Here is a 14,604-nt window from a genome sequence, read left to right on the forward strand (position 1 = left end):
TCACTCCCGATGGTCGTGGGTCTGGGTGATACGGCCCTGTTCCACGTGGAACAGGGCGACTGGCGTTTCCGTCTGCCAGCCTTCCCTCAATAATTCGTGATCTACACAGGTGATAAAAACCTGGCAGCGTAAGTCTTCCAGCAAACGGCAAAGCGCGCGGCGGTGCTGCTCATCCAGCTCGGACGGCAAGTCATCCACCAGATAAATACATTGGCCGCGCCGGGCCTGGCTGACCAAATGCCCTTGGGCAATCCGCAATGCACAGACCACCAACTTCTGCTGACCACGAGACAAGATGTCTGCGGCATTGTGTGCGCCCAATCGAAGACGCAAATCAGCGCGTTGTGGTCCGGCCTGGGTATGCCCCATTTGCTGATCCCGGTGAACGGACGCGGCGAGGACTGCACTCAGCTCTCGCTCCTTGTCCCACCCCCGGTAATAGCTAAGCGTTAAGCCCTCGAGTTCGACGAGTTCGCTCAAGGTCTGTTCAAAGACTGGTTTCAAGGCTTTGATATAAGCGCGGCGGTATTCATCAATTTCAGCGCTGGCCTGGCACAATTCTCTGTCCCAAACCGCTTGCGAAACGGCGTCAAGTGTACCATGCCGCAGCCAAGAGTTTCTCTGGCGCAAGGCCTTCTGCAAGCGCTGCCAGGTGGACATGAAACGTGGTTCCACGTGGAACACGCCCCAATCCAGAAACTGTCGGCGAATTTTCGGGGCGCCTTCCAACAGGCGGAAGCTGTCGGGGTTGATCAATTGCAGCGGCAGGATTTCTGCCAGTTGCGCAGCACTGCGGGCATTCTGCCCGTCGATGCGAATCTGGAACTCCCCTTGGCGGTCCCGGGATATCCCCAATGCGCTGTGCCCGCCCTCGGCCAATTCCACCTGACCAAACACCGTGCACGCTAACTGCTCGTACTGGATAACCGGTAAAAGGCGGGTACTGCGAAATGAACGGGCGAGCCCCAGCAGATGAATGGCTTCCAGAACACTGGTTTTGCCGCTGCCGTTGGCGCCGTACAGGATATTGATGCGGGGGGAGGGGGAGAAGGTCACCGGGTGCAGATTGCGCACCGCGGTGACCGAGACACGACTGAGGGACATCTAGCGTCTGCTGAACATGTTTACAGGCGCATCGGCATGACAACGTAAGCCGAGTCGTCGTTGTCGGACTCTTGCACCAGCGCACTGCTGTTGGAGTCAGACAGGATCAAACGCACTTGCTCAGTGGTCATCACGCCCAGTACGTCGAGCAGATAGCTCACGTTGAAGCCGATTTCCAGCGAGCCACCGTTGTACTCAACGCCAACTTCTTCTTCCGCTTCTTCCTGTTCCGGGTTGTTCGCCTGGATCTTCAGCTGACCGTTGGCCAGTTGCAGACGGATGCCGCGGTACTTCTCGTTGGACAGAATCGCGGTACGACTGAACGCTTCACGCAGTGCCTGGCGGTCGCCCAATACCAGCTTGTCGCCGCCTTTTGGCAGAACGCGCTCGTAGTCAGGGAATTTGCCGTCGACCAGTTTCGAGGTAAAGGTGAATTCGCCGGTGGTGGCGCGAATATGGTGCTGGCCCAGGACGATGCTGACATTGCCGTCCGGCTCGGTCAGCAAACGCGCCAGTTCCAGAATACCTTTACGTGGAACGATTACCTGGTGGCGATCCGGCTGGCCGATGTCAGCCTGCATCGAGCACATGGCCAGACGGTGACCGTCGGTGGCCACGGCGCGGATGATGCCCGCCGAGACTTCCAGCAACATGCCGTTGAGGTAGTAGCGAACGTCCTGCTGAGCCATGGCGAAGCTGGTGCGCTCGATCAAACGACGCAGTTTGCTCTGCGCAAGAGTGCAGGTCAGCGAGCCCGGGCCTTCTTCCACCGTCGGGAAATCGTTGGCTGGCAACGTCGACAGGGTGAAGCGGCTACGGCCGGCTTTCACGACGAGTTTCTGCTCATCGACCTTGATGTCGATCAGCGCGTCGTTCGGCAGGCTCTTGCAGATGTCCATCAGCTTACGCGCCGGGACAGTGATTTCGCCCGGCTCGGCCGGTTCTTCGAGTTGCACACGACCGACCAGTTCGACTTCCAGGTCGGTACCGGTCAGCGACAACTGCTGGCCTTCGACAACCAGCAGCACGTTGGAAAGCACCGGCAAGGTCTGTCGGCGCTCGACGACGCCTGCGACCAGTTGCAGGGGTTTCAACAGGGCTTCGCGTTGAATGGTGAAATGCATGGTCTAGTCCCTTGCCTTAATAAGCTGCGCTGGTGTTCATCAAGTGGTCAGTGTACGCAGCAGGTTCTTGTAGTCCTCGCGGATGTCCGCGTCGGATTCCTTAAGTTCGTTGATCTTGCGGCATGCGTGCAAAACCGTGGTGTGGTCGCGACCGCCAAATACGTCGCCGATTTCCGGCAAACTGTGGTTGGTCAGTTCCTTGGACAGCGCCATGGCCACTTGCCGTGGACGTGCGACCGAACGCGAACGGCGCTTGGACAGCAAATCCGAAATCTTGATCTTGTAGTACTCCGCGACCGTGCGCTGAATGTTATCCACAGAGACCAGTTTGTCCTGAAGCGCCAACAGGTCCTTCAAGGATTCGCGAATCAACTCGATGGTGATATCGCGGCCCATGAAGTGCGAGTGGGCGATTACGCGTTTGAGCGCGCCTTCGAGTTCACGGACGTTGGAACGAATACGCTGGGCAATGAAGAATGCGGCATCGTGTGGCAGGTCGACTTTAGCCTGGTCAGCCTTCTTCATCAGAATCGCGACACGGGTTTCCAGTTCCGGCGGCTCGACGGCAACCGTCAATCCCCAGCCGAAGCGCGATTTCAAGCGCTCTTCAAGGCCTTCGATTTCTTTCGGATAACGGTCACTGGTGAGGATGACCTGTTGGCCACCTTCAAGCAGGGCGTTGAACGTGTGGAAGAATTCTTCCTGGGAACGTTCCTTGCGGGCGAAGAACTGAATGTCATCGATCAGCAGCGCATCGACCGAACGGTAGAAGCGCTTGAACTCGTTGATCGCATTCAGCTGCAAAGCCTTGACCATGTCGGCCACGAAGCGCTCGGAATGCAGGTACACGACCTTGGCATTCGGGTTCTTCTTTAATAGGTGGTTACCCACAGCGTGCATCAAGTGGGTTTTACCCAAGCCAACGCCGCCATACAGGAACAGCGGGTTGTAACCGTGCTTGGGATTGTCCGCGACCTGCCAGGCTGCCGCACGGGCCAGTTGGTTGGACTTACCTTCGACAAAGTTCTCGAAGGTAAAGGTGCGGTTCAGGTAACTGGTGTGCTTGAGCGCGCCTTCGACCTGCACAGTGCGTTGTTCTGCACGTACCGGGGCCTGTTGCGAACTGGCGCCGGCCATTGGGTCGAAGCTGTCGCGAGATGGTTCTTCGCTGACCTCGGCGGCTTTTTGTGTTGCACGCTTGGTCGACGTGGCAGGCGCAGGTGCACTGACGGGTGCAGGTGCAGCCGCGGCCTGGGCTTGAGACGCCGCTGCGGCCAACGGTGCATTCGGCGCAGCACGAGGTGCTGAACTGCGTTTGCTGCCTATTAATAAGGAAAGCGCCGGCGCCATGCCATTGCCGTGCTCATCCAGCAACTCGAGCACGCGGCTCAGGTACTTTTCGTTGACCCAGTCGAGAACAAAGCGATTCGGTGCGTAGACACGCAACTCGTCGCCTTCGGCTTCGACCTGTAGTGGACGGATCCAAGTGTTGAATTGTTGGGCAGGCAGCTCATCGCGCAAAAGCTCCACGCACTGCTGCCAAAGTTCCACTGACACGGATATCCCCTAAGTTGAAAGCCGGTGAGGCAAAAACAAGCGGCCATTGTAGCGACCAGACGCCGACTTATCCACACGTAGGTTGCTCACGGGTGTCGAAGAATCAACGCGTTATACGCAAAAAAGACGACCAATGGTCTGTGCATAAGCTCTGTGGATAAACCCACTTAAGCTCGTTGTACAAGTGGGGGGCAAACTCTGTGGGTAACCTGCCTGTGGATAACCACCCTTTCCACACACAGCTTATCCGACAGCGCAGCACAGGCTGACCACCGTTTTCCACTGTAGTTGTCATTCTCTGTACAGCACGGAATAGAAGGGCTAAAGGTACTTATCCACAGAGAATGGCGAGTCTAGCTTTTATAAGCTTTACAGAAAAGCTTTAAATAATTCCCTTCTTTATTTTTATATCTAGCTGTCCACCTTTCAAGAACGAACCCTGCGGATATCCATTTAAAGGAAACGTTGGTTGGAAATTGACCTAGAGGCTTGCTTTCTCTAGAATCCCCGGTCTCTTAAAACGGGGGCCATTCCGGCCCGTTGTGGACGAACCAGGTAACACGACATGAAACGTACTTTCCAACCAAGCACTATCAAACGCGCTCGTACCCACGGTTTCCGTGCTCGCATGGCTACCAAGAACGGCCGTGCCGTCCTGTCGCGTCGTCGCGCCAAAGGTCGTGCGCGTCTGGCAGTTTGATAATCCGGTACTGGAGGTGAGTCAGGACTTCAGTCGGGAAAAGCGTTTGCTTACCCCCCGGCATTTCAAGGCAGTCTTTGACTCCCCTACCGGCAAGGTTCCGGGGAAAAATCTCCTGCTCCTTGCACGCACCAACGATCTCGATCACCCCCGACTAGGGCTGGTTATCGGGAAAAAGAGTGTGAAGCTCTCCGTTGAGCGCAATCGCCTCAAGCGTTTGATGCGCGAATCGTTTCGCCTCCACCAGGATTCTCTGGTTGGTTGGGATATCGTTATCGTCGCGCGCAAAGGTTTGGGTGATGTAGAAAACCCCGAATTGATTCAGCATTTCGGCAAACTCTGGAAACGTCTGGCACGCAGCACGCCGGTACCAGCAGTCAAAACCGAAACTGTAGGGGTAGACAGCACTGATGCGTAAACTGGCGCTCGTTCCGATCCAGTTTTATCGCTATGCCATTAGTCCTTTGATGGCCAGCCACTGTCGTTTCTACCCCAGTTGTTCCTGCTACGCGTATGAAGCCATAGAAAATCATGGCCTTCTGCGCGGTGGCTGGCTGACCTTTCGTCGTTTAGGTCGCTGTCATCCGTGGAATCCCGGTGGTTATGACCCGGTTCCATCTATCCCTACCTCCCGTTCTTCTTCGATGGCCGAGTAATCATGGATATTAAACGCACGATCCTGATCGTCGCCCTGGCAATCGTGTCCTACGTTATGGTTCTGAAATGGAACCAGGACTATGGTCAGGCTGCCTTGCCGACTCAGAATGTTGCTTCCAATCAGGCTGCCCCGGCTATTCCGGATACGCCACTTGGTAACAATGCTGCCGCCAGTGCCGATGTACCCAGCGCGAATACCGATATCAGTGCCCCTACCGCAACGCCGGTAGTCACCAATAAAGATCTCATCCATGTCAAAACGGATGTGCTCGAACTGGCTATCGATCCTCAAGGTGGTGATATCGCCCAGCTGATGCTGCCGCTGTATCCACGTCGTCAGGACCATCCGGAAATTCCGTTCCAGCTGTTTGATAACGGTGGCGAACGTACTTACCTGGCCCAAAGCGGCCTGACCGGTACCAACGGTCCGGATGCTCGCGCTACCGGTCGTCCGGTTTACTCGACCGAACAGAAGACTTATCAACTGGCTGATGGCCAGAACCAGCTCAACGTTGACCTGAAATTCAGCGACGCTGGCGTCAATTACATCAAGCGCTTCAGCTTTACTCGCGGTCTGTACGATCTGAAAGTCACTTATCTGATCGACAACACCAGCGATAAAGCCTGGACGGGCAACCTGTTTGCCCAGCTCAAGCGCGATGCAAGTGCCGATCCTTCTTCCACAACCGCTACCGGTACTGCGACTTACCTGGGCGCTGCCCTGTGGACAAGTGCAGAGCCATACAAAAAAGTGTCGATGAAAGATATCGACAAGGCGTCGTTGAAAGAAACCGTTAACGGTGGCTGGGTCGCCTGGCTGCAACACTACTTCGTGACTGCCTGGATTCCAGCCAAGAACGACAGCAACGTGGTGCAGACTCGCAAAGACAGCCAAGGCAACTACATCATCGGTTTCACTGGCCCGGTATTGTCCGTTGCGCCAGGTGCCAAGGCTGAAACCAGCGCTACGTTGTACGCAGGTCCGAAAAGCCAGGCGATACTGAAAGAGTTATCCCCAGGCCTGGAACTGACGGTCGACTACGGCATTCTGTGGTTCATCGCCCAGCCGATCTTCTGGCTGCTGCAACATATCCACGCGATCGTTGGTAACTGGGGCTGGTCGATCATCTTCCTGACCATGCTGATCAAGGGGATCTTCTTCCCACTGTCGGCCGCCAGCTACAAATCCATGGCGCGCATGCGTGCAGTGGCGCCGAAACTGGCTGCGCTGAAAGAGCAACATGGCGATGACCGGCAGAAAATGTCGCAAGCCATGATGGAGCTGTACAAGAAAGAGAAGATCAATCCGCTGGGTGGTTGCTTGCCAATCCTCGTGCAGATGCCGGTTTTCCTTTCGCTGTACTGGGTTCTCCTGGAAAGCGTGGAAATGCGCCAGGCACCGTTCATGCTGTGGATTACTGACCTGTCGATCAAGGATCCGTTCTTCATTCTGCCGATCATCATGGGCGCAACCATGTTCATCCAGCAGCAGTTGAACCCGACTCCTCCGGATCCGATGCAGGCCAAGGTGATGAAGCTGATGCCAATCATCTTCACCTTCTTCTTCCTGTGGTTCCCTGCGGGTCTGGTGCTGTACTGGGTTGTGAACAACTGCCTGTCCATCACCCAACAGTGGTACATCACACGTAAGATTGAAGCGGCTACCAAAAAAGCGGCTGCATAACTTACTCTGTGGATAACCACTCAAAACGCCCCCTAGTGGGGCGTTTTGCTATCCGTCATTTTTATCTGGATATCGAATCATGAGCGCTCCTCGTGAAACCATTGCCGCCGTCGCCACTGCTCAAGGCCGTGGTGGTGTCGGTATCGTCCGTATTTCCGGACCGCTGGCGAGTGTCGCGGCGAAAGCCATCAGCGGTCGCGAACTGAAACCGCGGTTCGCCCATTACGGCCCGTTTCTCAGTGAAAGCGAGGAAGTGCTGGACGAAGGCATCGCCCTGTATTTTCCTGGACCGAATTCGTTCACTGGCGAAGATGTGCTGGAACTCCAGGGCCACGGCGGTCCGATCGTTCTGGATATGTTGCTGCAGCGCTGCCTGCAATTGGGTTGCCGTCTGGCCCGGCCGGGTGAATTCAGCGAACGCGCGTTCCTCAACGACAAACTCGACCTGGCCCAGGCCGAAGCCATCGCCGATTTGATCGAAGCGAGTTCTGCGCAGGCCGCCCGAAATGCACTGCGTTCGTTGCAAGGCGCATTTTCGCAGCGTGTGCATAACCTCACCGAGCAATTGATTGCATTGCGGATCTACGTTGAGGCGGCAATCGACTTCCCTGAAGAAGAAATCGACTTCCTTGCCGATGGCCACGTGCTGAAGATGCTCGATGCGGTGCGCGATGAGTTATCCACCGTGTTGCGTGAAGCCGGGCAGGGCGCATTGCTGCGTGACGGCATGACCGTGGTGATTGCCGGTCGTCCTAACGCCGGTAAATCCAGTCTGCTCAACGCATTGGCCGGCCGAGAAGCGGCGATTGTTACCGAGATTGCCGGCACGACCCGGGACATCCTGCGCGAACATATCCACATCGACGGTATGCCGCTGCATGTGGTCGACACCGCTGGTTTGCGCGACACCGAAGACCAGGTCGAGAAAATCGGTGTGGAACGGGCATTGAAGGCCATCAGCGAGGCAGATCGGGTATTGCTGGTGGTCGATGCCACCGCGCCTGAGGCACTTGATCCTTTTGCCTTGTGGCCTGAATTCCTCGAGCAGCGCCCGGATCCGGCCAAAGTGACCTTGATCCGTAACAAGGCAGACCTGACCGGGGAGGCGATAGCGCTGGAAGTCAGTGAAGATGGTCACGTGACCATCAGCTTGAGCGCCAAGTCGGCTGGCGAAGGCCTGGAACTGCTGCGTGACCATCTCAAGGCCTGCATGGGCTATGAGCAGACCTCGGAAAGCAGCTTCAGCGCCCGCCGGCGTCATCTGGAGGCTCTGCGACATGCCAGTACCTCACTCGAGCATGGACGTGCGCAACTGACTTTGGCCGGTGCCGGAGAGCTGCTGGCTGAAGATTTGCGTCAGGCACAGCAGTCGTTGGGTGAAATTACCGGCGAATTCAGCTCCGACGATCTGTTGGGCAGGATCTTTTCCAGCTTCTGCATCGGTAAATAACCTCACCTCTCCCTCCGTAGGAGCTGAGCTTGCTCGCGAGGCGGCGTGTCTGACACACCGTGTTGCTTAAATCGCAGGCAAGCCAGCTCCCACAAGTCTGTGTATCTCCCGAATTTTTCTCATCGCCGAGCGGCATCGATCGCTTCGGTGGTTTCCCCGTGGGCGGAATTTGCTCCATTCAGCGCTTTTCTGTGGATTAAGCCCTGTGAATAACTGCCACTGAGCACGGTTGATAACAGGGCTTCAAAACTGAGGAAATCCACCTCTGTGGATAACCACCCCATTCATCCACAGGCTTACACCGGTTATCCAAGGGCCTCATTGGCACATGACCACAGGCTTTCAATACTCTGTACACATTGAAAATAAAGGGCTGTATCGATTTATCCACAGAAAGGGTGCTCTATAGAAATAAACATAAAAACAAAGATTTAATAAATTTCTTTCTTTTTAATTTCTATTGTCCGTGACTTACCCACAGCTGGTTAAATTTTGTGCAAAGGGTTCTTTAGGAAGGGCGAAGTCCCTATACTTGTCGACCAGGTCCAAAAACCTGAGCTCAAACTATTCCTGATTACCCAACTGAAGCAGGCACGAGGTGCGTGGTGGATTTCCCTTCCCGTTTTGAAGTGATCGTCATCGGCGGCGGTCATGCCGGTACCGAGGCAGCACTTGCATCAGCACGTATGGGGGCAAAAACCCTGTTGCTGACGCATAACGTGGAAACCCTCGGAGCAATGAGTTGCAACCCCGCGATTGGCGGGATCGGCAAGAGCCATCTGGTCAAGGAAATCGATGCCCTTGGCGGTGCGATGGCCATGGCGACCGATAAAGGTGGTATTCAGTTTCGCGTCTTGAACAGCCGCAAAGGCCCAGCCGTGCGCGCTACTCGCGCCCAGGCCGATCGCGTTCTGTACAAGGCCGCTGTGCGCGAGATTCTGGAGAACCAGCCGAACCTGTGGATATTTCAACAGGCCGCCGACGACCTGATCGTCGAACAGGAACAAGTGCGTGGTGTTGTCACCCAAATGGGCCTGCGGTTCTTCGCCGATTCCGTAGTGTTGACCACCGGTACGTTCCTCGGTGGACTTATCCACATCGGTTTGCAGAATTTTTCCGGCGGTCGCGCCGGTGATCCACCATCAATCGCACTGGCTCACCGTCTGCGTGAACTGCCATTGCGTGTGGGTCGTTTGAAAACCGGTACTCCGCCGCGTATCGACGGCCGCTCTGTGGATTTCTCGGTGATGACCGAGCAACCGGGCGATACGCCGATCCCGGTGATGTCGTTCCTGGGGTCCAAAGAACAACACCCCGCACAGGTCAGTTGCTGGATTACCCACACCAACGCCCGAACTCACGAAATCATTGCCGCGAACCTCGACCGTTCGCCTATGTATTCCGCTGCCGGTGAGATCGAAGGCATCGGCCCGCGTTACTGCCCGTCGATCGAAGACAAGATCCACCGCTTTGCCGACAAGGAAAGCCATCAGGTCTTCATCGAGCCGGAAGGTTTGACCACCCACGAGCTGTACCCGAACGGGATATCCACATCCTTGCCGTTCGACGTGCAATTGCAGATCGTGCAGTCGATTCGCGGCATGGAAAACGCCCATATCGTTCGCCCGGGCTACGCCATCGAGTACGACTACTTCGATCCGCGTGACCTGAAGTACAGCCTCGAAACCAAAGTCATCGGCGGCCTGTTCTTTGCCGGGCAAATCAACGGCACCACCGGTTACGAAGAAGCCGGCGCCCAAGGTTTGCTGGCCGGGGCCAACGCCGCATTGCGTGCCCAGGGCAAAGACAGCTGGTGCCCGCGTCGCGACGAAGCGTACATCGGCGTATTGGTCGACGACCTGATTACCCTGGGTACCCAGGAACCGTATCGGATGTTCACGTCCCGTGCCGAATACCGTTTGATCCTGCGCGAAGACAACGCCGACCTGCGCTTGACCGAAAAAGGTCGCGAACTGGGTCTGGTGGACGACGTGCGCTGGGCGGCTTTCTGCAAAAAACGCGAAAGCATCGAACTGGAAGAGCAACGCCTGAAAAGCACCTGGGTTCGCCCCGGTACGGAGCAGGGCGATGCGATCGCCGAAAAATTCGGCACGCCGCTGACTCACGAATACAACTTGCTGAACCTGCTGACCCGTCCGGAAATCGACTACGCTGGTCTGATCTCGGTGACCGGCGCCGGTGCAGAAGATCCACAGGTCGCCGAGCAGGTCGAAATCAAGACCAAATACGCCGGTTACATCGACCGCCAGCAAGATGAAATCGCTCGCCTGCGGGCCAGTGAAGACACCAAATTGCCTGTGGATATCGATTACACGAACATCTCCGGTCTCTCCAAAGAGATCCAGAGCAAGCTCGGCGCGACCCGTCCAGAGACCCTGGGCCAGGCTTCGCGGATTCCGGGCGTGACCCCGGCAGCGATTTCGCTGTTGATGATTCATTTGAAAAAACGCGGCGCGGGCCGTCAGTTGGAGCAAAGCGCTTGAGTTCGTTGGTCACCTCGCAACACGCCGAAGAGTTATCCACAGGTGCTCGCCAGCTCGGTGTCAACCTGACTGAAACACAGCACGCGCAGCTGCTGGGTTATCTGGCCCTGTTGATCAAATGGAACAAGGCCTACAACCTCACGGCCGTGCGTGATCCGGACGAAATGGTTTCGCGGCACCTGCTCGACAGCCTGAGCGTGATGTCCTTCATCGAAAACGGCCGCTGGCTGGATGTTGGCAGCGGCGGCGGCATGCCGGGTATTCCACTGGCGATCCTGTTTCCCGAGTCGCAAGTGACSTGCCTGGACAGCAACGGCAAGAAAACCCGCTTCCTGACTCAGGTCAAACTCGAACTCAAACTGGATAACCTGCAAGTTATCCACAGTCGCGTCGAAGCCTTCACGCCTGAACTGCCGTTCAACGGGATCATTTCCCGGGCATTCAGCAGCATGGAGAACTTCAGCAACTGGACTCGCCACTTGGGCGATAGCGATACGCGTTGGCTGGCAATGAAGGGCGTTCATCCCGCCGATGAGCTGGTAGCATTGCCAGCAGACTTCCACCTCGATAGCGAACACGCCCTGGCCGTACCCGGTTGCCAAGGCCAACGCCATCTGCTGATACTGCGCCGCACGGCATGATTGGGAACACAAGCAAGAATGGCTAAGGTATTCGCGATAGCGAACCAAAAGGGTGGTGTGGGCAAGACCACCACCTGCATCAACCTCGCAGCATCCCTGGTCGCGACCAAGCGTCGGGTGCTGTTGATCGATCTTGATCCACAGGGCAACGCCACCATGGGTAGCGGTGTGGATAAACACGGTCTGGAAAACTCGGTCTACGACCTGTTGATCGGCGAATGCGATCTGGCCCAGGCCATGCACTTCTCCGAACACGGTGGTTACCAGTTGTTGCCGGCCAACCGCGATTTGACCGCGGCTGAAGTCGTTCTGCTGGAAATGCAGATGAAGGAAAGCCGTCTGCGCAGCGCTTTGGCGCCGATCCGTGAGAACTACGATTACATTTTGATCGACTGCCCACCGTCGCTGTCGATGCTCACGCTCAATGCTCTGGTTGCCTCCGACGGGGTGATTATCCCCATGCAGTGCGAGTATTTCGCGCTCGAAGGGTTGAGCGACCTTGTGGATAACATCAAGCGCATCGCTGAATTGCTGAACCCGAACCTGAAAATCGAAGGCCTGCTGCGGACCATGTATGACCCGCGCCTGAGCCTGATGAACGATGTGTCGGCGCAGCTCAAGGAACACTTCGGCGAGCAACTGTACGACACCGTGATACCGCGCAACATCCGTCTGGCCGAAGCGCCAAGTTATGGCATGCCGGCGTTGGCCTATGACAAACAATCCCGTGGCGCACTGGCCTATCTGGCCCTGGCGGGCGAGATGGTTCGTCGTCAACGCAAAAATTCACGCATTGCCGCTGCTCAGGCAACTTAAGGAATCCCCATGGCCGTCAAGAAACGAGGTCTCGGACGTGGACTGGATGCACTGCTGAGTGGTCCGACTGTCAGTTCGCTTGAAGAGCAAGCGGTGCAGGCCGATCAGCGTGAGCTGCAACACCTGCCGCTGGATCTGATCCAGCGTGGCAAGTACCAGCCGCGTCGGGATATGGATCCCCAGGCGCTGGAAGAACTGGCGCAGTCGATCAAGGCTCAGGGCGTGATGCAGCCGATCGTGGTTCGCCCGATCGGTGCCGGCCGCTTTGAAATCATCGCCGGCGAACGCCGCTGGCGCGCCAGCCAGCAGGCTGGCCAGGAAACCATCCCGGCGATGGTGCGCGATGTGCCGGATGAAACCGCAATCGCCATGGCGTTGATCGAGAACATTCAGCGCGAAGACCTCAATCCGATCGAGGAAGCGGTCGCCCTGCAGCGTCTGCAGCAGGAATTCCAGCTGACTCAGCAGCAAGTCGCCGAAGCTGTGGGCAAATCCCGCGTGACCGTGGCCAACTTGTTGCGCCTGATTGCATTGCCGGAAGTCATCAAGACCATGCTGTCCCACGGCGACCTGGAAATGGGTCATGCCCGTGCACTGCTCGGTTTGCCGGAAAATCAACAGGTCGAGGGGGCGCGACATGTTGTCGCACGTGGCCTCACCGTACGCCAGACCGAGGCACTGGTTCGCCAGTGGTTGAGTGGTAAACCGGCGCCTGCCGAACCCTCAAAACCTGACCCGGATATCGCTCGTCTCGAGCAACGCCTGGCAGAGCGCCTAGGCTCTGCGGTGCAGATCCGCCACGGGAAGAAGGGCAAAGGGCAGTTGGTGATTGGCTACAACTCCCTTGATGAGCTTCAAGGCGTCCTCGCACATATCCGCTGAAACATTTCCTCATGTAGCGCGAAGTTCGAAATCACTACCTGACAGTTGAATAGGGGCTGAACCGCCCCTATACTCTGCGCGCATTTTGTCGGCACAAATTATGCCAAGTTATTGAATTCTGGCAGCCGGCCTTTGAGGAGCAAAAGTGATGGAAACCCGCACGCCAAACCGCTTGCCGTTCCATCGCTTGGCGGTTTTTCCGGTGTTATTGGCACAATTTGTCGTCTTGCTGCTTGCCGCTTTGGCGCTCTGGCGATGGCATGGGGTCGTAGCCGGATACTCAGGACTCTGCGGAGGCCTGATAGCCTTGCTTCCCAATGTTTATTTCGCTCACAGGGCATTTCGGTTTTCCGGCGCCCGAGCAGCTCAAGCCATTGTCCGGTCTTTTTATGCCGGCGAGGCGGGCAAACTGATTTTGACGGCAGTGCTCTTTGCATTGACGTTCGCAGGTGTGAAGCCACTGGCGCCGCTAGCTGTATTCGGCGTCTTCGTGCTGACCCAACTGGTCAGCTGGTTCGCTCCCCTGCTGATGAGAACAAGACTTTCGAGACCTTAGGGCGTTTGAGGCAACCATGGCAGCAGAATCCGCTTCGGGCTATATCCAGCACCACTTGCAAAACCTGACCTTCGGTCAGCTACCTACCGGCGGCTGGGGCTTTGCCCACACCGCAGCAGAAGCCAAGGCAATGGGCTTCTGGGCTTTCCACGTCGATACCCTCGGCTGGTCGGTCGCGTTGGGTCTGATCTTCGTTCTTCTTTTCCGCATGGCGGCGAAGAAGGCGACTTCCGGCGTACCAGGTGCCTTGCAGAACTTCGTTGAAGTATTGGTCGAATTCGTCGACAGCAGCGTGAAGGACAGCTTCCATGGTCGTAGCCCGGTGGTTGCACCTCTGGCACTGACCATCTTCGTCTGGGTGTTCATGATGAACGCCATCGACCTGGTACCGGTCGACTGGATCCCGCAACTGGCTGCGGCCATTTCCGGCAACCACGAGATCCCGTTCCGCGCCGTGTCGACCACCGACCCGAACGCTACGCTGGCCATGGCCTTCTCGGTATTCGCGCTGATCATTTTCTACAGCATCAAAATCAAGGGCATCGGCGGCTTCATCGGCGAACTGACCCTGCACCCGTTCGGCAGCAAGAACATTTTTGTTCAGGCCCTGCTGATTCCGGTGAACTTCCTGCTGGAATTCGTGACGCTGATTGCCAAGCCGATTTCGCTGGCACTGCGTCTGTTCGGCAACATGTACGCTGGCGAGCTGGTGTTTATCCTGATCGCCGTGATGTTCGGCAGCGGCCTGCTCTGGCTTAGCGGTCTGGGCATTGTGCTGCAGTGGGCGTGGGCTGTGTTCCACATCCTGATCATCACCCTGCAGGCGTTTATCTTCATGATGCTGACCATCGTCTACCTGTCGATGGCGCACGAAGAGAACCATTAAGACCGGCTTCGGCTAGTCTGATGTCCCTCTCGCTTCGGCGAGA

At 56.7% G+C, this 14,604-nt stretch carries 14 protein-coding genes; 11 read left to right on the forward strand and 3 right to left on the reverse strand.

Translation table 11 applies throughout. From position 1 onward, the window contains the following. Genes recF through dnaA form a run of 3 tightly spaced genes read right to left on the reverse strand, consistent with a single transcriptional unit; the run spans position 1 to position 3,785 of the window. Positions 1–1,104 (reverse strand): DNA replication/repair protein RecF, encoded by a 1,104-nt coding sequence (gene recF, locus AC1DIH_RS11910; protein WP_019694407.1) that lies wholly within the window; start codon positions 1,102–1,104, stop codon positions 1–3. Between the two features lie 20 nt (positions 1,105–1,124). Beyond that, a complete protein-coding gene (gene dnaN / locus AC1DIH_RS11915) occupies positions 1,125–2,228 on the reverse strand; it encodes a DNA polymerase III subunit beta (protein ID WP_095081049.1) in 1,104 nt (367 codons plus the stop codon). A gap of 39 nt (positions 2,229–2,267) precedes the next feature. Next, complete coding sequence (gene dnaA / locus AC1DIH_RS11920; RefSeq protein WP_477771810.1) at positions 2,268–3,785, reverse strand: chromosomal replication initiator protein DnaA; 1,518 nt, start codon at positions 3,783–3,785, stop codon at positions 2,268–2,270. Positions 3,786–4,350: 565 nt separating this feature from the next. On the opposite strand from dnaA, the gene rpmH reads away from it, so the two are divergent. The 11 genes from rpmH to atpB all read left to right on the forward strand — a co-directional run bounded on the left by rpmH (position 4,351) and on the right by atpB (position 14,561). Then, positions 4,351–4,485, forward strand: coding sequence for a 50S ribosomal protein L34 (gene rpmH / locus AC1DIH_RS11925; RefSeq protein WP_003213577.1), 135 nt, complete (start codon positions 4,351–4,353; stop codon positions 4,483–4,485). A gap of 16 nt (positions 4,486–4,501) precedes the next feature. Continuing rightward, complete coding sequence (gene rnpA, locus AC1DIH_RS11930; protein WP_031319651.1) at positions 4,502–4,903, forward strand: ribonuclease P protein component; 402 nt, start codon at positions 4,502–4,504, stop codon at positions 4,901–4,903. After that, positions 4,896–5,141 (forward strand): membrane protein insertion efficiency factor YidD, encoded by a 246-nt coding sequence (gene yidD, locus AC1DIH_RS11935; protein ID WP_052966011.1) that lies wholly within the window; start codon positions 4,896–4,898, stop codon positions 5,139–5,141. Before rnpA ends, yidD begins: the two co-directional genes overlap by 8 nt. 2 nt (positions 5,142–5,143) lie before the next feature. Next, a complete protein-coding gene (gene yidC, locus AC1DIH_RS11940) occupies positions 5,144–6,826 on the forward strand; it encodes a membrane protein insertase YidC (protein WP_477771811.1) in 1,683 nt (560 codons plus the stop codon). A gap of 79 nt (positions 6,827–6,905) precedes the next feature. Further along, on the forward strand, positions 6,906–8,276 hold the full coding sequence (gene mnmE, locus AC1DIH_RS11945) for a tRNA uridine-5-carboxymethylaminomethyl(34) synthesis GTPase MnmE (protein ID WP_477771812.1): 1,371 nt from the start codon (positions 6,906–6,908) through the stop codon (positions 8,274–8,276). Positions 8,277–8,881: 605 nt separating this feature from the next. Next, on the forward strand, positions 8,882–10,780 hold the full coding sequence (gene mnmG / locus AC1DIH_RS11950) for a tRNA uridine-5-carboxymethylaminomethyl(34) synthesis enzyme MnmG (RefSeq protein ID WP_477771813.1): 1,899 nt from the start codon (positions 8,882–8,884) through the stop codon (positions 10,778–10,780). After that, on the forward strand, positions 10,777–11,421 hold the full coding sequence (gene rsmG, locus AC1DIH_RS11955; protein ID WP_123584336.1) for a 16S rRNA (guanine(527)-N(7))-methyltransferase RsmG: 645 nt from the start codon (positions 10,777–10,779) through the stop codon (positions 11,419–11,421). The genes mnmG and rsmG overlap by 4 nt, the downstream gene beginning before the upstream one ends. 18 nt (positions 11,422–11,439) lie before the next feature. Beyond that, positions 11,440–12,237: a ParA family protein gene (locus AC1DIH_RS11960; RefSeq protein ID WP_019694399.1), complete on the forward strand. Its 798-nt coding sequence runs from the start codon at positions 11,440–11,442 to the stop codon at positions 12,235–12,237. A gap of 9 nt (positions 12,238–12,246) precedes the next feature. After that, positions 12,247–13,119: a ParB/RepB/Spo0J family partition protein gene (locus AC1DIH_RS11965; RefSeq protein WP_054594858.1), complete on the forward strand. Its 873-nt coding sequence runs from the start codon at positions 12,247–12,249 to the stop codon at positions 13,117–13,119. Positions 13,120–13,267: 148 nt separating this feature from the next. Then, positions 13,268–13,675 carry a F0F1 ATP synthase subunit I gene (locus AC1DIH_RS11970; RefSeq protein ID WP_123427104.1) on the forward strand — a complete coding sequence of 136 codons (408 nt, stop codon included), beginning with the start codon at positions 13,268–13,270 and terminating at the stop codon, positions 13,673–13,675. 16 nt (positions 13,676–13,691) lie between these two features. After that, positions 13,692–14,561 (forward strand): F0F1 ATP synthase subunit A, encoded by an 870-nt coding sequence (atpB, locus tag AC1DIH_RS11975; protein ID WP_054594856.1) that lies wholly within the window; start codon positions 13,692–13,694, stop codon positions 14,559–14,561. Positions 14,562–14,604: the final 43 nt, after the last annotated feature.

The organism is Pseudomonas sp. 05N36 (assembly GCF_056397385.1).

Excerpts from the sequence above, each read along its gene's own strand:
- recF (WP_019694407.1), bottom strand. The coding sequence starts at position 1,104 with ATGTCCCTCAGTCGTGTCTCGGTCACCGCGGTGCGCAATCTGCACCCG.
- dnaN (WP_095081049.1), bottom strand. The coding sequence starts at position 2,228 with ATGCATTTCACCATTCAACGCGAAGCCCTGTTGAAACCCCTGCAACTG.
- rpmH (WP_003213577.1), top strand. The coding sequence starts at position 4,351 with ATGAAACGTACTTTCCAACCAAGCACTATCAAACGCGCTCGTACCCAC.
- yidD (WP_052966011.1), top strand. The coding sequence starts at position 4,896 with ATGCGTAAACTGGCGCTCGTTCCGATCCAGTTTTATCGCTATGCCATT.
- yidC (WP_477771811.1), top strand. The coding sequence starts at position 5,144 with ATGGATATTAAACGCACGATCCTGATCGTCGCCCTGGCAATCGTGTCC.
- mnmE (WP_477771812.1), top strand. The coding sequence starts at position 6,906 with ATGAGCGCTCCTCGTGAAACCATTGCCGCCGTCGCCACTGCTCAAGGC.
- AC1DIH_RS11960 (WP_019694399.1), top strand. The coding sequence starts at position 11,440 with ATGGCTAAGGTATTCGCGATAGCGAACCAAAAGGGTGGTGTGGGCAAG.
- AC1DIH_RS11965 (WP_054594858.1), top strand. The coding sequence starts at position 12,247 with ATGGCCGTCAAGAAACGAGGTCTCGGACGTGGACTGGATGCACTGCTG.
- AC1DIH_RS11970 (WP_123427104.1), top strand. The coding sequence starts at position 13,268 with ATGGAAACCCGCACGCCAAACCGCTTGCCGTTCCATCGCTTGGCGGTT.
- atpB (WP_054594856.1), top strand. The coding sequence starts at position 13,692 with ATGGCAGCAGAATCCGCTTCGGGCTATATCCAGCACCACTTGCAAAAC.